14 protein-coding genes are annotated in these 17,773 nt (G+C 70.6%); 5 read left to right on the plus strand and 9 right to left on the minus strand.

Features of this window, described 5'->3' with window-relative positions:
• Nucleotides 1-40 precede the first annotated feature (40 nt).
• Nucleotides 41-2,335, plus strand: a complete 2,295-nt coding sequence (purL, locus tag KBX21_RS20035) for a phosphoribosylformylglycinamidine synthase subunit PurL (RefSeq protein WP_210843026.1) — start codon at nucleotides 41-43, stop codon at nucleotides 2,333-2,335.
• Nucleotides 2,336-2,415: 80 nt separating this feature from the next.
• On the opposite strand, the gene KBX21_RS20040 is transcribed toward purL, so the two are convergent.
• Nucleotides 2,416-2,925: a hypothetical protein gene (locus KBX21_RS20040; RefSeq protein ID WP_210843028.1), complete on the minus strand. Its 510-nt coding sequence runs from the start codon at nucleotides 2,923-2,925 to the stop codon at nucleotides 2,416-2,418.
• A 131-nt stretch (nucleotides 2,926-3,056) separates the two neighbouring features.
• Between KBX21_RS20040 and KBX21_RS20045 the strand changes: the two genes are divergently transcribed.
• Entirely contained in the window at nucleotides 3,057-3,302 is a 246-nt protein-coding gene (locus KBX21_RS20045; protein WP_049571120.1) for a hypothetical protein, read from the plus strand.
• A gap of 110 nt (nucleotides 3,303-3,412) precedes the next feature.
• Here the strand turns inward: KBX21_RS20045 and KBX21_RS20050 are convergent, their stop codons facing one another.
• A complete protein-coding gene (locus KBX21_RS20050) occupies nucleotides 3,413-4,141 on the minus strand; it encodes a class I SAM-dependent methyltransferase (RefSeq protein WP_210843030.1) in 729 nt (242 codons plus the stop codon).
• Between the two features lie 280 nt (nucleotides 4,142-4,421).
• Between KBX21_RS20050 and KBX21_RS20055 the strand changes: the two genes are divergently transcribed.
• From KBX21_RS20055 to KBX21_RS20065, 3 genes are read left to right on the plus strand one after another with little or no spacing between them, the layout of a single operon-like run.
• A complete protein-coding gene (locus KBX21_RS20055; RefSeq protein WP_049571108.1) occupies nucleotides 4,422-4,931 on the plus strand; it encodes a pyridoxamine 5'-phosphate oxidase family protein in 510 nt (169 codons plus the stop codon).
• A complete protein-coding gene (gene tdh, locus KBX21_RS20060; RefSeq protein WP_247666042.1) occupies nucleotides 4,928-5,974 on the plus strand; it encodes an L-threonine 3-dehydrogenase in 1,047 nt (348 codons plus the stop codon). Before KBX21_RS20055 ends, tdh begins: the two co-directional genes overlap by 4 nt.
• Nucleotides 5,975-5,994: 20 nt before the next feature.
• The gene (locus tag KBX21_RS20065; RefSeq protein ID WP_210843032.1) at nucleotides 5,995-6,999 is read left to right on the plus strand and encodes a GNAT family N-acetyltransferase; all 1,005 of its coding nucleotides are present in this window, start codon (nucleotides 5,995-5,997) and stop codon (nucleotides 6,997-6,999) included.
• Nucleotides 7,000-7,030: 31 nt separating this feature from the next.
• Here the strand turns inward: KBX21_RS20065 and KBX21_RS20070 are convergent, their stop codons facing one another.
• The 7 genes from KBX21_RS20070 to KBX21_RS20100 all read right to left on the minus strand — a co-directional run bounded on the left by KBX21_RS20070 (nucleotide 7,031) and on the right by KBX21_RS20100 (nucleotide 17,676).
• The gene (locus tag KBX21_RS20070) at nucleotides 7,031-8,935 is read right to left on the minus strand and encodes an endonuclease/exonuclease/phosphatase family protein (protein WP_210843039.1); all 1,905 of its coding nucleotides are present in this window, start codon (nucleotides 8,933-8,935) and stop codon (nucleotides 7,031-7,033) included.
• Between the two features lie 112 nt (nucleotides 8,936-9,047).
• On the minus strand, nucleotides 9,048-10,019 hold the full coding sequence (locus KBX21_RS20075; RefSeq protein WP_210843041.1) for a glycine betaine ABC transporter substrate-binding protein: 972 nt from the start codon (nucleotides 10,017-10,019) through the stop codon (nucleotides 9,048-9,050).
• Nucleotides 10,012-11,973, minus strand: coding sequence for a proline/glycine betaine ABC transporter permease (locus KBX21_RS20080; protein ID WP_210843043.1), 1,962 nt, complete (start codon nucleotides 11,971-11,973; stop codon nucleotides 10,012-10,014). Before KBX21_RS20080 ends, KBX21_RS20075 begins: the two co-directional genes overlap by 8 nt.
• A 1-nt stretch (nucleotide 11,974) precedes the next feature.
• Nucleotides 11,975-13,147 carry a glycine betaine/L-proline ABC transporter ATP-binding protein gene (locus KBX21_RS20085; protein ID WP_049571093.1) on the minus strand — a complete coding sequence of 391 codons (1,173 nt, stop codon included), beginning with the start codon at nucleotides 13,145-13,147 and terminating at the stop codon, nucleotides 11,975-11,977.
• Nucleotides 13,144-14,721, minus strand: coding sequence for a GMC family oxidoreductase (locus KBX21_RS20090; RefSeq protein WP_210843045.1), 1,578 nt, complete (start codon nucleotides 14,719-14,721; stop codon nucleotides 13,144-13,146). Before KBX21_RS20090 ends, KBX21_RS20085 begins: the two co-directional genes overlap by 4 nt.
• Nucleotides 14,722-14,929: 208 nt before the next feature.
• Nucleotides 14,930-16,456 (minus strand): aldehyde dehydrogenase family protein, encoded by a 1,527-nt coding sequence (locus tag KBX21_RS20095; protein ID WP_049571087.1) that lies wholly within the window; start codon nucleotides 16,454-16,456, stop codon nucleotides 14,930-14,932.
• A 281-nt stretch (nucleotides 16,457-16,737) separates the two neighbouring features.
• Nucleotides 16,738-17,676 carry an alpha/beta fold hydrolase gene (locus KBX21_RS20100; protein ID WP_210843047.1) on the minus strand — a complete coding sequence of 313 codons (939 nt, stop codon included), beginning with the start codon at nucleotides 17,674-17,676 and terminating at the stop codon, nucleotides 16,738-16,740.
• Between the last annotated feature and the right edge of the window lie 97 nt (nucleotides 17,677-17,773).

Consider the following 17,773-nt stretch of genomic DNA (forward strand, 5'->3'; position numbering starts at 1 on the left):
CCCTCCGCGCAACTCCGCGACACCCGAACGGAAGCACCGCATGTCTGAAGCACCCGGTCTCGACACCGTCGCCACCGCGACCGCCAGTCCGGACACACCCCAGCCGTACGCCGAACTGGGTATGCCCAGGGACGAGTACGAGCGGGTCTGCGAGATCCTGGGCCGCCGCCCCACCGCCGCCGAGCTGGCCATCTACTCGGTGATGTGGAGCGAGCACTGCTCCTACAAGTCCTCCAAGGTGCACCTGCGCCAGTTCGGTGAGAAGGCCCCGGAGAACGACGCCCTGCTCGTGGGCATGGGCGAGAACGCGGGTGTGGTGGACGTCGGCGACGGCAACGCGGTCACGTTCAAGATCGAGTCGCACAACAGCCCCTCCTTCGTCGAGCCCCACCAGGGCGCGGCCACCGGTGTGGGCGGCATCGTCCGCGACATCCTGACCATGGGCGCCCGCCCCGTGGCCGTGATGGACGCCCTGCGCTTCGGCCCCGCCGACGCCGACGACACCAAGCGGATGCTGCCCGGCGTGACCTCCGGCATCTCCTTCTACGGCAACTGCCTCGGTCTGCCCAACATCGGCGGCGAGATCGGCTTCGACCGCAGCTACCTCGGCAACCCGTTGGTGAACGCCCTGTGCGTGGGCGTGCTCAAACACGAGGACATCAAGCTCGCCCAGGCACCCGGCCCGGGCAACAAGGTGGTCCTGTTCGGTTCCACCACCGGCCCCGACGGCATCGGCGGCGCCTCCGTTCTGGCCAGCGCCTCCTTCGACGAGGAACTGGAGTCCAAGCGGCCCAGCGTCCAGGTCGGCGACCCGTTCATGGAGAAGCTCCTCATCGAGTGCAGCCTGGAGCTGTACGCCCAGGACATGGTCGTCGGCATCCAGGACCTCGGCGCCGCGGGTGTCTCCTGTGCCACCACCGAGCTCGCCGCCGGCGGCACCGGCGGCATGAGCATCCAGCTGGACCGGGTACCGCTGCGCGACCACCGGCTCACGCCTGAGGAGATCCTCATGAGCGAGTCGCAGGAGCGCATGATGGCGATCGTGGAACCCGCCAAGATGCCCGACTTCCTCGCGGTCTGCGACAAGTGGGGCATCCTCGCCGCCGAGATCGGCGAGGTCACCGAGGTCACCCCCGAGGAGGCCGAGCGCGGCGGCCGCCTGGTGATGACCTGGCACGGCGAGACCGTGGTGGACATGCCGCCGCGAACCGCCTCTGACGAGGGCCCGGTCTACGAACGCCCCTACGCCCGCCCGGAGTTCCAGGACGCGCTCCAGGCCGACGACGCCGCGAAGCTGGCCCGCCCCGAGGGCGACGCCGAGCTGCGCGCCCAGCTCCTGAAGGTGCTCGGCGCCCCCGGCGTGGGCGACCCGACCTGGGTCACGCAGCAGTACGACAGCTACGTGCGCGGCGACACGGTCGTGTCCGCCCCGCACGACTCCGGCATGATCCGGATCTCCGACGACTCCGACCGCGGCGTGGCCCTGTCCACCGACGGCAACGGCCGGTACACCCTCCTGGACCCGTACGCGGGAACGCAGCTGGCGTTCGCCGAGGCCTTCCGGAACGTGTCCGCCACCGGCGCCCGCCCGTTGGCGGTCACCAACTGCCTCAACTTCGGTTCGCCGGAGGACCCCGGCGTCATGTGGCAGTTCGCGGAGACCACCCGAGGTCTGGCCGACGCCTGCCAGCAGCTCGGCACCCCAGTGACCGGTGGAAACGTCAGCTTCTACAACCAGACCGGCGACGTGGCGATCAACCCGACCCCGGTGATCGGCGTCCTCGGGGTGATCGACGACGTCAACACCCGGCTGCGCTCCGCCTTCGAGGACGACGGCACCCGCGTCTTCCTGCTGGGAGAGACCCGCGCCGAGTTCGGCGGGTCCGCCTGGGCCGACGTCGTGCACGGTCACCTGGGCGGGCTCCCGCCGCTGGTGGACCTGCCCGCCGAGGCCGCCCTCGGCGAGGTGCTGGCCAGCTCCGCCGAGCAGGGTCTGGCCGCAGCGGCGCACGACCTGTCCGACGGCGGCCTGGCCGTCGCCCTCGCCGAGGCGGCCCTGCGCGGCCTCCGGGGGCTGCGGGTCGAGGTGGACGGCGACGCCTTCACGGCGCTGTTCAGCGAGTCCGCCGCCCGCGCGATCGTCGCCGTGCGGCCCGGCCAGGAGGAGGCCTTCGTGGCCTTGGCCGCCCAGCACGGCGTTCCCGTCACGCAGATCGGCACCGTCGGCGGCGAGAGCCTGTCGGTGAGCCACTCGGGCGGCGTGGTGGAGATCGGCCTGGACGAGCTCCGCACCACCTACGAGCAGACGCTGCCCGCCCTGATGAACGGCGTGTAGCCACCCGAACGACGAGGGGGCGCCCGGTGGGCGCCCCCTTTCGTGTACCCGGGGCGCCGCCTCGCGGGCCCGAGGCGGGGTCAGACCCTCCCGGTGCCGCAGTCGACGTAGTCGATGACGCTCGCCTCGTAGGCGTCGAAGGTGTCGAGGGTCTCCCAGAACTCGCCCATGTAGTCCTCGACGAAATCCTCGGCCTCCACGGCGTCGCCGCACCAGGTGACCTCGTTCTGACGCATGGCGTTGCCCAGGGCACCGTCGATCCGGCTCAGGTTGAGCGAGGTGTCCCACGTGTCCGTGTCGAGTTCGACGCGGTACCCGTCGCCCTCCTCGTGGACGACCCCGGCGTCGAACAACACGTCCCTGGTGCGGCCGGTGTTCGCGATGACCGCGTCGGAGTCGCCCTCGGTGAACATGCGGTCCAGCGTGCGCATCCGCACCTCACGTTCCACCCAGAACACCGAGACGTGGGGCGTGGTCACCTCCGGCTCGGCTCCGGCCCCGGTGTCGGGGGTGGAACAGCCGGTCAGGATCAGGACGAGCGGCAGGGCGAGGATCAGGGGACCGGGCACACGGCCCTCGCGGTGGGACAACCTTCTCCTTCGGACGACGGGGCGGAGCGCTCGGCCTCATTCTCCCGGCCGCGGGGACCACCGGAAAGGCACCCTGGAACGTGCGTGCGGCCCCGTTGGGGTAGGACTGTTCACAGGGAGGTGTCAACGACATGGAACGTGCCAGACGCGGCAGGTTGAAGGGGGCCCTGGGGACCCACGACCGCCCGGCGAGCGCACTGGGTTTCCGGCTGGTCCTGGCGGTGTTCGGGGCGTTGGTCCTGCTGCTGGGGACGGTGGCGGCCATCGTGCTGACCAACCAGACGTGGTTGGTCGTCGTCCTGGGGGTCGGGTTCGTCGCCGCCTGCGTGAACGTGTACTGGGTGAGCCGCCGTCTCCACTACGAACGGCCCGCGTAGACGACCACCGCTCGGAGCGAGGGAACACCTCGGCTCACGGGGCGCAACCGCGCCCCGGGGCGAGGCCCTGTGAGGAGCGACCCCGATCAGGAGCGTGCGGCGTCTGCCCGTCAGCCCTGCGCGGGGCGCCGGGCCTCCAGAATGAGCGCGTGCGGCCGGTCCAGGTAGTCCCGCCAGAAACCGGGACCGAACTCGCGCTCGCCCTTGGGTGAGACGTGGTGTCCGAGGCCCCGGATTGCCGTGAAGCCCGCGCGGGTGAGCGCCTGGTCGAGCGCGTCTCTGGTCCAGTACCGGGCGGCGATCTGCTCCTCGCCCATGAGCAGGGTGATCCGGGAGCCGTCGGCCAGGGGTTCGGGCACCACCAGGTCGAAACCGTACGGCCGGTAGTAGCCGGGGACGGTGCTCAGGTCCGGGTTGGCCGGGAGGGCGATCAGTCGGCCACCCGGTTTCAGGGCGGCGAACGCCTGGGCGCACAGGGTGTCGAGTTGGTCCCTGTCCGCTGCGTAGGGCATGACGTAGACGGACAGGACGAGGTCGAAGCGTCCGGCGAACCCGTCGGTGAGGGGCGCCCGTTCGTAGCGGACCCCCAGGGGGTGTTCTCGCTCGGCCTGGCGGGCGTGCTCCAGCATCCCCTCCGCGACATCGGCTCCGACCACGCCCTCCGCGCCCAGCCTCGCCAGCGTCCGGCTGTGCGGGCCGGTTCCACAGCCCAGGTCGAGCGCGTGAAGCCCCGTCACGTCCCCCAGAGCACGGACGATGCTGGGGAGTTCGAGGTGTCTGCGGAACGCGGTCTGGGCGAAGTCGTCGTAGATGTCGCCTAGTGCGTCGAACTGGGCCATCGTGGCCGCCTCCGTCCCTCCGTCCGCCCCACGACCGGAGGCGGGGCGTGCTGTTCGTCCCCTCACCACCGACTGTACGCGTGGGCCGAATCCCCTACGTCGGACACGGAGAATACGGCATCCATTCCGGAAGGTAACCAAACTCCTGCGAAGCGTGGGGCCATTGTTTTCCCTTGTTGGGGAAGTGGTGAATTCTCCGGACACACCAAAAGATTCATAGGACATCCTGTTTGCCCTCCTATGCTTCGGGCATGGTCGTCGGCACCCCACGGAGAGAGCAATGCAGGTTTCCAGAAAACTGATCGACCGAAGCAATTTCCTCATCGAGAACGGGCGTTTCGTCACGCTCGCGACGCAGTCGCCCGACGGCGCCTGGGCGTCGACCGTCAACTACGTCCCCCTGCGCGAGCCTCTGCGTCTCCTCTGGTACTCGCTTCGCGAGGCGCGACATTCACAGAACATCCACGCCCGCCCGACGGTCTCCGGATCGATTTTCGTGACCGGACTTCCCGGCCTCGGCCTGGACGGCGCCCAGTTCACCGGAAGGGCCTCCCCGGTGACCGGAGACGACCTCGAGCACGTCGCGGAGTTCTATTACCAAAGAAACTTTCCCGACGACGAGACCCGCCAGAAATGGCGCCTCCCCCTATCCGAATTCCACGGGGACGGGCACCGTCGTTTCTATGTGGTCGAGATCGACTCCTGGTGGCTGCTCGACCTCGACCAGTGGCTCGTGGACATGAACGACCAGCGCGTCGCCGTCCCGCTCGCACCGCTGGGACGGAAATGAACGGGACGCGCGACGAGACGATGCCCGCCCTGTACAAGTCCGGCCCCGGGGCGGGCCTGGAGCTGGTCGAGGCTCCCGTTCCGCGGCCCGGAGCGGACGAGGTGCTCATCCGCGTCCTGCTGACGGGGATCTGCGGAACGGACCTGCACATCCTCCAGTGGGACGACTGGGCCCAAGGCTCGGTCCGCACACCCCTCATCCCCGGGCACGAGTGCGTCGGGCGGATCGTCGAGACCGGGAGCGGTGTCAGGGGACTGCGCGAGGGACAGACCGTCGGTGTCGAGGGACACCTGACCTGCGGCCGGTGCGCGCAGTGCCGTTCCGGGGCCCGCCACCTGTGCCTGAACAACATCAACCTCGGCGTGCACACCGACGGCGTCTTCGCCCGCTACGTGGTGGTCCCCGCCGCCAACGTGTGGGTGCACGGGGAGGGGGTGCCGTTGGAGGTCGCCTCGATCTTCGACCCCCTGGGCAACGCCGTGCACGCGGCCACGACCCACCCCGTCAGCGGACTGTCCGTCCTGATCACCGGCGCTGGTCCGATCGGGCTGATGGCGGCCCAGATCTGCGCGCGCATGGGGGCGCGGTCGGTGGTCGTCACCGACGTCAGCTCCTTTCGCCTGCTGCTCGCCGAGAACATCGACGTGGTCCCCGCCGCCGCGCCCGAATCGGGTTCCGAGGAGCTGCGCGAGGCGGGTGACACCCCGCTGGGCTTCGACATCGGGCTGGAGATGTCGGGGGCGCCCGAGGCCCTGCAGACCATGCTCGACGCCGTCAGCCCGGGCGGCAGGATCGTGGCGCTGGGCCTGCCGTCCCGGGAGACCTCCGTGGACTGGGCCGACATCTCCACCCGGATGCTCAGCATCCAGGGCGTGAGCGGTCGGCGCATCCCCGAGACGTGGCGCAGCGTCGCCGCGCTGGTCGCCAACGGGCTCGACCCCTCCTTCGTCATCACCCACACGTTCCGCTACGACCAGTACGCCGAGGCCTTCGCCACCGCGGCCAGCGGGAGAGCCGGCAAGGTGCTGCTGGACTGGACCTAGGTCCGCGAGGAGACCACACCATGCCGTTACACGTGGCCATCGAACCCGACACCGGCACTTTGGACACCCGTGCCTGTGAGCGGCTGGTCAGGGAGACCGGTGCGCCGGTGTTCTACTCACCGGCCTTCCTACGGGCGTTCGAGGCCTTCCCCCTGCACTCCGTCGAACGCGGCGCCCACATCCTCGTCCACGACGGGGCGGGAAGGGCGCACGCGGTTCTGCCGGTCTACCTCCAGCGGGGCGTGGATCCGATGGGGGCGCTGGCGGCCAACCGGCCGGGGTCGCTGGACCACCCCGTCCTGCTCTCCCACGTCTGGCACTGCTACGAGACGACGATCCCTGCCCTGAGCCCCGAGGCGGCACGTATGGCGGTCGACGCGATGGGTGACCTCGCCGGGGAGTGGGGCGCGTCGCTGTACGGGGCGGCCAACGTCGGGGCGGACAGCGACGCGGCGCGTCTGCTCGGCGCCGCGGGGCTGTCCGGAACCCCCCTCGACCGGATGTGGAGCATGGACGTCTCCGGTCTGGACGGGTTCGACGCCTACCTCGAGAGCCTGGGGGGCAAGCCCCGCAGGGAGATGCGTCGGCAACTCCGCAGGGCCGAGGAGGCCGGTGTCCGGGCCCGGGAGCTCGGGGTGGACGAGGCGGACCTGGACGGGTTCGTCCGGCTGGCGCGCGCCACCGCGGGAAGCAAGCACGACAACGCCGACTACTACCTGCCCGGGGTGTTCCAGGGGTTCCTGGGCGCGTTGGGGAGCTGCGCGAGCGTCATCGAACTGCGCGTCGACGAGCGGCTGGTCGCGGCCATGGCGTCTTTGGTGGACAACACCCGGTACCACCTGTGGTGTCTGGGCGTGGACGACGGCGCCTGCGACGGGTTCAGCCCGACCTACGTCCTGCTCGCCCAGTCCCTCAGGTTCGCGTTCGCCGAAGGTCGGCCGACCGTGTCAGCGGGCAGGCGCAACGGCTGGTTCAAGGCCCGCTACGGTTTCCACTCCACCGAACTCCAGGTCTTCCTCTCTTAGGAGCCCGGGACTGCGCGGGCAAGGGACGCCCCTACTCGGCGAGGCTGAGGGTGACCGCGATCGGGCGGTGGTCCGAGTGGGGCACGTCGGGGTTGGCGGGATCGCTCGGAACCAGGTCGTCACTCGTCAGGATGTGGTCGATCTGCTGGTCGGAGCGGGCGTCCGCCACCATCGTGGGGAAGGGCCGCACCTGCGCGAAGGCGTCCTGGTAGTCGCCCCCGGACCAGCCCTCCAAGGGGAGTTCCTCCGGTTCGAAGTTGAGGTCCCCGGCGATCACCACGGGGGCGCCGGTCGTCCACCTCGTCTCTTCGGCGAGGAGCATCAGCTCGCTCATCTGATCGCTGGCGCTCGGGTTCCCCAGGTCGTACCCCTCGGGCTGGAGGTGGGTCGCGATCACGCTCACCTCGGTGTCCGCCCACTCCATGGTGACCGCCAGCGCCTGCGCCCCGGTGGGGCCGCTGGCGGGGAGCGCGTGACCGCGCACCTCCGTGACCGGCAGGCTGGTGAGCACGGCGTCCCCCCAGAACGGGCCGTCGGCGGGGCCCCAGTACGCGGTCATGCCGAGCCGTTCGGCGAGCATGGACAGGCCGTCATGGCCCCCGTTGAGCAGCCAGCCCCGATCGACCTCGCTCAGGGCGACGACGTCGGCGTCCAGGGCGCGCAGCGCCTCCGCCTGCTCCGCCACGGAGAGGCGCCCGTCCATCCCGAAGCCCATGCGCACGTTGTAGGCGGCCACCCTCAGCCCTTCCGCCCCGGATCCGGCGGCGGGCGCGTCCGTGCGTGCGATCGGCGCGACGACCGTGGCGGCCAGCGTGAGCGCGGCGGCCGCCGTGGTGGGCCGCAGGAGCGTTCGCCCTCCCCCGGGTGCGGGTCGCGCGGCGGTCGCGCGGGGCAGGATCGCGGCGGCGAGCACGGCCAGCGCGACGAAGGGCACATGGTCGTTGGGGGCGTGCAGGTCGTAGGCGGCGTAGAAGGCGAACACCAGCACCACGAAGAGGAGGAGGCCCGACGCGGCGAGGAGACCGGTCCGGGCGGGTGCGCTCGGCCCCGCCGCGGCCGCCCATCCGGCGCAGGCGGCCAGGGCGGGCTGGCCCAGCAGGAGCGCCGCGAGCGACCACGCGGGCAGGGTCCCCTGCGCCTCCCCGGGCAGCAGCGGCGCCAGCCACAGCGTGGTGAGGATCGCGAACAGCACGGCCAGCGGCAGGAGCGGGTTGGGTGTGTAGCGCCGTGGGTCCGCGGCGACCAGCACGGACAGGACGGCCACCACGCTGAGCGCGGCGGCCGCGAAGGGGGTACCGCCGATGGTCTGGGCCACGGCGGGGTTGGCGGTGTACAGCCCGGCCAGGAAGAGCAGGGGTCCCAGCGCGAGCCAGCCGCGGGGGCGGATCGGGGCCGGGTCGCCGGGGGTCGCCCTCCAGGTCCGGGCCGCCGTGAGGAGCAGACCCAGCGGGGCCACGAACACGGCGACCCAGGTGGCGGGGCCCTCACGCCAGACCAGGTCCACCGTGCCCAGGGCGGTGTGCACGGCGGTGGAGGCCGCCATCCCGGCCACGAGTCCGACCATGACCCCGTGGCCGGTCGCCCGGCCGTCCACGGCCGTGGCCATGGCCGTGCACACCAGCCACACGGCGCCCAGGCCGACGAGCGCGGAGGCCAGGTACAGCTGGGGGTCGCCGCCGTCGGTGAACTGGAGCCCGACCCGGCCGACCGCGAGCGCCGCACCGGCGGCCAGGGCGACACCGAGCGGGGGCAGGCGCCGGGCCAGCGCCACGAACGGGAGGGGGACCAGGAACCAGGCGAGCGCGTAGGCACCCATGAGTTCCGGGCTGGTCGCACCCGCCTGCCCGAAGAGGGTGATCAGGGAGGGCAGGAACACTCCGAGCACGTCCAGGAGGAGGACCGTTCCGAACGCCGTGACCAGTCGTCCCTGGTGCATGTCGCTCCAGCCGTCGGGGGTAAGTGAACGATTCTCACCTTTTCCGGCGGCGCGGCGCAAGGGCGGGACGCGAAAGGGGCGAGGCCCTCGCAGGCCCCGCCCCCCTCTACCGTCAGCGGTTCTCGTAGCCCTCCGGCAGCCACTTCTCCCAGACGTCACGGTTCGCGTCGACCCAGGCCTCCGCGGCCTCGGGCGGGGAGACCCCCTCGTCGGCGATCTTCTGCGCCACGGCGTTCTGGTCGGAGTTGCTCCACTTCCAGTTCTTGAGGAAGCGGTACGCGTAGTCGTCCTCCTCCACGAAACCGGTCCGGAAGATCTTGTTCAGGTCGTAGACCGGGTAGTCGCAGGGCACGTCGTCCAGGTTGGCGTCACAACCGGCGTGGTACTCGGGGAACTCGACCTTGACCAGATCCACCTCCTCCTGGAACCACTGCGGATCGTAGAAGTAGAAGAGCACCGGCTCCTCGTTCGCGTACCGGCGCCGCACCTCGGTGATCTGCGCGGCCTCCGAACCGGCGTAGACGATCTCCAGGTCCAGGTCGAAGGCGTTGATCATCCCCTGGTCCTGGCTGACGAACCCCGGGGCCCCCGCGAGGAACTCGCCCCTGTCACCCGTCTGGGCGGTGCGGAACAGATCGGTGTTCGCCTTCAGCCCCTCCAGGGTGGTGATCTCCGGGATCTCCTCCGCAAGGTAGGCGGGGACGTACCAGCCGATCTCCCCCTCGTTGCCGTTGGGACCGCCGTCGACCGCGGTGCCGTTGCCGTCGGGACCGTACAGCTCGTAGAGGTCCTCGTGGCCCCAGTTCTCCACGATCACGTCCATGACGCCCTGGTCGAGCGCCTGCCAGGAGGGCTGCTCGTCCACGCGGATGAGCTGGACCTCGTAGCCCATCTCCTCGCGCAGGATGCTGGCCAGCACCTCGGCGCTGGCCTCGTAGCCCACCCACCCGTTGACGGCGATCCGCACGGTGTTGGGGTCGCGGGCGATCTGGTCGGTGCGCACCGCGCACGAGCTCACCATCACCAGGGCCAGCCCCGCCGCGAACAACCGGAGCAGGGCGCTCCTCCTCACAAACCTAGGCACGGGGTGCCCTCCTTCCCTGCGTCACCCGGTCCAGGAACAGGCCCAGGGACACGATCGCCAGACCCGAGGCGATACCCAGCCCCAGCTCGTTCTGGGCCAGGCCGAGCACCACGTCGTTGCCCAGCGCGCCCGCGCCCACCAGCGCGCCCATGACCACCATCGAGAGCACCAGGATGATCCCCTGGTTGACCGCCAGCAGCAGGGAACCGCGCGCCATGGGCAGCTCCACCTTGGTGAGCAGCTGCCACTTGGTGGAACCCTGCGAGGCCGCGGCCTCGACGGTGCCCGGTGGGACCCCTCGGATACCGTCGTTGACCAGCCTGATCACCGGCGGCAGGGCGAAGATGACCGCGGCCGCCAGGGCGGGTACGGGGCCCAGCCCCAGCAGAGCCACCGCCGGGATCAGGTACACGAACGGCGGCAGGGTCTGCATGAAGTCGAGCACCGGCCGGAGCAGCAGCGCGAACACGTCGCTGCGTGACATCAGCACACCGACGACCACGCCCAGCGCGATGGTGACCACCGTGGCCACCAGCACCTGGGAGAGCGTGTCCATGGCGTTGTCCCACACGCCCAGCAGACCGATCACGAGGAAGCACAGCGCGGAGACCACCGCGACCCGCTTCCCCGCGAAGATCAGGCCGAGTGCGGCCGCGGCGAGTGTCACCAGCCACCACGGCGATCCGCTGAGCAGGTTGTCGAGCGGACCGAGGACCCAGCTCTGTGTCCACGAACCCAGCGCGGCGGTGGCCGGCCCGATCGCCGACTCGACCGCCTTGTCGACCGCGTTGACCGGGATGTCGACGCGGAGCGAAAGGTCGCGCGGCCAGCCTCCCAGTCCGAAGAGGCGTCCCACGGCCGTCGCCCCGACAGCCAGGGCGAGCATGAGCCCCAGGAGCGGCAACCGGTACCGTTCCTCAACCCGGGGCGTGCGCGAACCGTGGCCGACGGCGCCCGTGACCCGGTCCATCGCGATCGCCAGCATGACGATCGCCAGACCGGCCTGGAACGCCTGGCCGACGTTGATCTTGGACAGGGCCTGGTAGATGGCGTCGCCGAGTCCGCCAGCGCCGATCACCGACGCGATGACGACCATGGAGACCGCGAGCATGATGGTCTGGTTGACGCCGAGCAGGATGGTGCGCTTGGCCAGCGGCAGCTGCACCTTCGTGAGGATCTGCCACGGGGTGGAGCCCAGCGAGGTGGTCGCCTCGATCGCGGCCTTGTTGACCTCACGGATGCCCAGGGCGGTGATCCGTACGACCGGTGGGAGCGCGTACACCGCCGTCACCACCGCGGCCGACGCGTTGCCGATGCCGAACAGCAGCACGAACGGCAGCAGGTACGCGAAGGCCGGCATGATCTGCATGAAGTCCAGGACCGGGCGAATGGACCGGTAGAACCCCTCGCTGCGCCCGGCGAGGACGCCGAGCGGGATACCGAACAGCAGGGCGATGAACACCGAGGTGATGATGAGCGACAGCGTCGTCATCGACTCGTTCCACAGCCCCGTCAGCGCGAACACGGCGAACGTGGCCAGGACCAGCAGCGCCACCCGCCATCCGGCGACGCGCCAGGAGGCGACCACCCCGATCACGGTCACGCCGAGCCAGGTCAGCGAGTTCAGGAGCTGGTTGATCAGCACGACGGCCGACCCCAGCCCCACGGAGATGTAGTTGAAGAAGTACAGGAACAGCGGGCTGTCGTTGCGGTTGGCGACGATCCACGCGTAGACCCCGTCGAGCCAGGCCATGAAGCCGTTGCCGATGCTCGTGGGGAAGCCGCCCGCCCAGGACGGGGAGCCCGCCAGGCGGGTCAGCTGGTAGCCCGCGACGAGGACCACGACGACCAGCAGGGCCTGGAACCAGCTCCTGCGGAGCAGTCCGCCGTCGGTGTCCCTCGTGCCTTCCTTGCCGGAGGCGCTCGCCCCGGCTGGTTCGGTCACCGTGGCCATGTCACCCACCGTTCCCGGTGGGGTCGGTGTCCGTGCCGCCGTGGTCGACGGCGTCGTCGGGGATCTCCTCCACCGCCTCCTCGACCATCGCGTCGACCTGCTCGGCGCCCTCCAACTGGTCCTCGGCGATGGCGCGCAGCACGTCGTCGCGGCCCACGTAGCCGAGGAGGGTGTCGCCCTCCACGACCCGGACCGGCGCGGTGCTGGCGGCGAGCATCGGCAGGACCTCGGCCAGGACGGTGCCGGGTTCGGTGGTCGGGCCGTCGGTGCGCTCGTCCGGGTAGGCGTCGCGGACCAGCCACCGGGCGGTGAGCACGGTCGTGCGGGCCACGTCGGAGGTGAAATCGGCGACGTAGGAGTTGACCGGGCGGCCCACGACCTCCTCCGGGGTACCCACCTGGACGAGCTCGCCGTCGCGCATGATCGCGATGCGGTCGCCCAGCTTGAGGGCTTCCTGGAGGTCGTGGGTGATGAAGACCGAGGTCTTGTTCAGTTCCCGCTGGAGCCGCGCGACCTCGTTCTGCATGTCGCGGCGGATCAGCGGGTCCAGGGCGCTGAACGGTTCGTCGAACAGCAGCACCTGCGGGTCGACGGCGAGGGCGCGGGCCAGGCCCACACGCTGCTGCATGCCGCCGGACAGCTCACCGGGGCGGGACCGCTCGTAACCGGCCAGGCCCACCATCTCGATCATCTCCTGGGCCCGTTCGTAGCGTTCGGCGCGCGGCATCCCGCGCACCTCCAGCCCGTAGGCGACGTTGTCGATGATCCTGCGGTGGGGCAGGAGTCCGAAGTGCTGGAAGACCATCGCCATCTTGTGGCGTCGCAGTTCGCGCAGGCGCTGTTCCGTGGCGTCCCCGATGTCCTCGCCGTCGAGCGTGACCGAGCCCGAGGTGGGCTCGATCAGGCGGGTGAGGCAGCGGATGAGCGTCGACTTCCCGGACCCGGACAGTCCCATGACCACGAAGGTCTCACCGGGACGCACGTCGAAGGAGACGTCGCGGACCGCGACGGTGCAGCCGGTCTCGTCCTTGATGCGGTCACGGTCGGCCCGTTCGAGTTCGGTGCCGATGATGTCGTCGGCGTTCCTGCCGAAGATCTTCCACAGGTTGCGGACGGAGAAGGTGACGTCGGTGGAGCCCGGGGTGGGGACCGCCTCGGCGGCCGGGGCGCTCATCGGGCCTCCCCCGCGGTGGCGGACCGATCCTCGCGGATGAGGTCGGCGGCGCGCTCGCCCAGGGCGAGCACCATCACCATGGGGTTGGGGGTGGGCAGGGTCGGGAAGACGGAGGCGTCGGCGACCCTGAGTCCGCGCAGTCCGCGCACCCGCAGGCGGGGGTCGACCACGGCGGTCTCGTCGTCCGCGGCGCCCATCCTGCACGTGCCCGCCGGGTGGTACACGGTGTGTGCTGCGCGGCGCCCGTACTCGGACAGCTCCTCGTCGGTCCGGACCTGCGGACCGGGCGCGACCTCGCGCTTGATCCACGATCGGAACGGCTCGGTGGCGGCGACGTCGCGAGCGATCCTCAGCCCGTCCACGATGGTCCTCTCGTCGTATCCGTCGGGGTCGGTGAAGTACCGGAAGTCCAGGGCGGGCTTGGCCGCCGGGTCACTGCTGGTGAGGTAGAGCTTGCCGCGCGAGCGCGAGCGCGGGATGTTCGGGGTCATGCAGACCGCCCTGCCGTCCTCGGGCGAGTCGTAGCCCAGCCGCTTCGTGTTGTCGTCGAAGGGGATCTGGTAGATGTGGAACATCAGGTCCGGGCGGGGGTCGTCACCGTCCTCGCGCCGTACGAACAGGGCCGCGTCGGAGTCCATCACGGTGTTCTCGGGGACCCGCTGGCTGGTCTCCCACATGATGATCGACTCGGGGTGGTCCTGGAGGTTCTCGCCCACACCGGGCAGGTGGTGGTGGCTCTGGATGCCGACGGCGCCCAGTTCCTCCGCGTTGCCGACGCCGGACAGCATCAGCAGGCGGGGACTGTCCACGGCGCCCGCCGCGACGACGACCTCCTGGCGGGCGTTGACCGTGATCCGCTCGCCGTCCTTCGTGGTGGCGCTGACGCCGGTGGCGCGGTCCCCGTCGAACAGGATCCGGCCGACCCAGGTCTCCAGCAGCACGGTGAGGTTCTTCCGCACGTCCATGACCGGGTGCAGGTAGGCCACCGAGGCCGAGGAGCGGTAGCCGGTGTAGGGGTCGTAGGCGATGGACAGGAAGCCCGCGCCCTCGGAGAAGCCGCCGCCGTGGGAGGTCAGGGCGTTGAAGTCCTCGATGACCGGGACGTTCGCCGCCTCGGAGGCCGAGGACACCCAGTCCCTGACCATCGCGTTCCGGTCCTTCTCCGCGATGGGGATGATGTTGCACTTGATGCGGTCGGCGTAGGACTGCACGGTGGCGTTGTCCCAGCCCTCCGCGCCCGCGGCCACCCAGTCGTCCAGGTCCTCGGCGAACGGCCGGAAGCTGATGAGCGTGTTGTGCGAGGAGCAGCCGCCCAGCACCCGGGCGCGCGAGTGCAGGATGTGCGAGTTGCCGTTGGGCTGCTCGGTGGTGGTGTAGCCGTAGTCGAGGTCGCTGTCGAGGACACTCAGCCAGTCGCGGAGCCGGAGCACGTGCTCCAGGTCCCGGTCGTCCGGCCCGCCCTCGATGACGCAGACGCTGGTGCCGGGGTCCTCGGTGAGCCGGTTGGCGATCACCGACCCCGCCGTACCGCCGCCGACGATGACGTAGTCGTAGGTGGTTTCGTTCGTGGACACGGGCCGAATCCTCTCGTTCGTGTGGCTCTGGGGGATGCCGGGGGGAACCGACCTGCGTGTTCTCGGTTGGCATGTGCGTTCCGGGTGCCACGGCCTTCGTGGCACACGAGCTGAGGGAGGGCACCCGCCGACGCGGAGGACGGACCCGCGCCGACGGGTGGCCTGCGGGTCCCGGGCGCCCCCTACGCCCGGAACCCGGAGAGAGGCGTTAGCCGAACCACCGCTGCGGCTCGGGCGAAAGGTTCCGGTAGACGTGCTTGGCCTCGCGGTACTCGTCCAGACCGGCCAGGCCGAGCTCGCGGCCGACCCCGCTGCGGCCGAAGCCGCCCCACTCGGCGCCGGGGAAGTAGGGGCCGTAGTCGTTGATCCACACGGTGCCGTGGCGCAGGCCCGCGGCCACGCGCTCGCCACGGGCGGTGTCGTTGGTCCACACGCCGCCGGAGAGCCCGTAGTCGGTGTCGTTTCCCAGCTCGACGGCCTGGGCCTCGGTCTCGAAGCGCTCGACGGTCACGACCGGGCCGAACACCTCGGTCTGCACGATGTCCATGGAGCGGTCGCAGTCCACGAACACGGTGGGCCGGTAGAAGTAGCCGTCCTGGAGGTCGGCCTCGTCGGGGCGCCTGCCGCCCGCGATGATCCGAGCGCCCTCCTCGACGCCGCGCGCCACGGCCTTCTCGACCTTGGCGCGGTGCTCGGCGGAGACCAGGGGACCGCAGCGCACGCCCTCCTCCTGGCCCCGGCCGATCCGGATGGCCTCGGCCCGGCGGGCGAGCTCGGTGGTGAAGGCGTCGTGGATGTCGTTGTGCACGATGAGGCGCGCACCCGCCGAGCACACCTGGCCGGAGTGGAAGAACGCGGCGCTGAGCGCGTAGTCCACGGCCGTGTCCAGGTCCACGTCGGGGAAGATGATGTTGGGGTTCTTGCCGCCCAGTTCCAGGGCGACCTTCTTGACCGTCTCGGCGGCCGACGCCATGATCCGCCGCCCGGTGACCAGGCCGCCGGTGAAGGAGACGAGGTCGACGTCGGGGTGCTCGGACAGGGGCGCGCCCGCGTCGGGGCCGCTGCCAAGGACGAGGTTGACCACTCCGGCGGGTACGCCCGCCTCGGTGGTGAGCTCGACCAGCTTGGCGGTGGTCACCGGGGTGACCTCGCTGGGCTTGATCACCATGGTGTTGCCCGCCGCGATCGCCGGGGCCATCTTCCAGGCCAGCTGGAGCAGCGGGTAGTTCCAGGGGGTGATCATGCCGCAGACGCCGACGGGCTCGTAGACGACCTTGCTGTGCACGCCCTCGGGCGCGGACACGAGGCGGCCCGCGTCCTTGTCGGCCAGCCCGGCGTAGTAGCGGAAGACGTTGGTGACGTCGTCGACGTCGATCCCGCCCTCCTCGATGGTCTTGCCGGTGTCCAGCGACTCCATGACCGCGATCTCCTCGCGGTCGCGCTGGAGCAGGTCGGCGATCCGTTCGAGGACGCGGCCGCGCTCGTCGGCGGAGGTGCGGCGCCACTCACCGTGGTCGAAGGCGCGGCGCGCGGCGGCGATGGCGGCCTCCGTGTCGGCCCTGCCGCCCTCGCTGACGATGGTCAGGACCGAGGCGTCGGCCGGGTCCAGGATCTCCCGAACGCGTCCGTTCTGCGCCGCCCGCCACTCGCCGTCGACATACAGGCTGGTGGCGGTGGCCGCTCCCGGTTCGGACAGGTACGGCACGGTCGGCAGGGTTACATGGGTCTGGTTCACGGACCCTCTCTGCCCAGGATCGCTTGTCACAAACAGCCTCGTCTCGTAGGTCACATACGCCACAACGTTCCCATAACCCTCGCTGGCCAGGCGGAACAGCGCGTTACGGCACGTCTCGGCCGTGGCTCATATCACCAGCCCGTCTGGACAGACCTACGCCCCGGCCCTCCCCTCGGGTGAGTGGACACACCACCGTGGGCAAGACCGGGACGACTCTTTGACGTGTGTTTGTGTGGAACTCCGACGGTTCCGGACTTTCGGCACGGCCCCCGCGGGAAGGGTCAGGCTGCGGCCTCTTCGGTGACGCGCCGGATGGCCTCGACGGCGACGTCGGGCTGGTCCACGTGGATGTGGTGACCGCTCTCCTGCGCGGTGCTGAGCCGGCTGCGGTCCGAGAGCGCCAGCCACTGCTCCTGGCCCTCGGTCCACACCCGCTCCAGGTCGTCGCCGTACTCGGCGATCTCACCGAGGTAGGGGACCCCGTGCTGGATGACCTCCACCGGGACGTCACCGGCCGAGCCGACCCGCGGGTCGCTGTCGATCACGATGTTCTCCGGGTTCTCGCCCTGGAAGATGGCGAGGTTCTGCGCGCGCACCTCGGCGCCCTCACCGGTGGCCGACTCGGGGATCACCCCGGTGATGTCGTCGATCATCGTCGGCGACGTGGCGTCCAGGAGCACCAACCCGCCGACCCTGTCCGGGTGGTCCGGGGCGTAGCGGGCGGCGATGAGCCCGCCCAGCGAGTGACCGGCCAGGACCACGGGGCCGTCACCGGCGACGTCCTCCAGGACGGCCGTCAGCGTCTCCCCGGCGTCGTCGATGCTCTGCTGCCCCTCCGGCTGGTCGCTCTCCCCCTCGCCGAGGCGGTCGTAGGAGCAGACCCGCTCGTCCTCGGCCAGGGTCTCCTGCACCCCGGCCAGGGTGTCCAGACCGTCGCCCATCCCCGCCATCAGCACGATGACCGGCCTGCCGTCAGACGGCGTCCCGGAGCAGGAGACGTTGACGGAGACGCCGTCGATGTCGAGCGCCTTGCTCCCGGTGAACAGCTGCCCCTCGGTCAGCACCTCCGAGGCGGCGTCCTCCAGGTCCGACCGCACCTCGTCGGCGGCCGAGCCCAGCTCGCTGCCCACCTCGGAGAGCACACCGCACCCGACCAGCCCGGGAATCGCCGCGGCGCAGCACAGGGCGGACAGGGCGGTCGTCCGGATGGTGCGGAACATGGGGTGCCTCCAGGCGGCGGGGCCGACCGCGTGGGGCGGTCGGAAGGGGAAGTCGGTACGTGCAGAACGCTACGGAAACCGGGGCCCCGGGTCGTCA

The sequence above is a fragment of the Nocardiopsis sp. B62 genome (assembly GCF_018070675.1).
Lineage (GTDB): Bacteria > Actinomycetota > Actinomycetes > Streptosporangiales > Streptosporangiaceae > Nocardiopsis > Nocardiopsis prasina.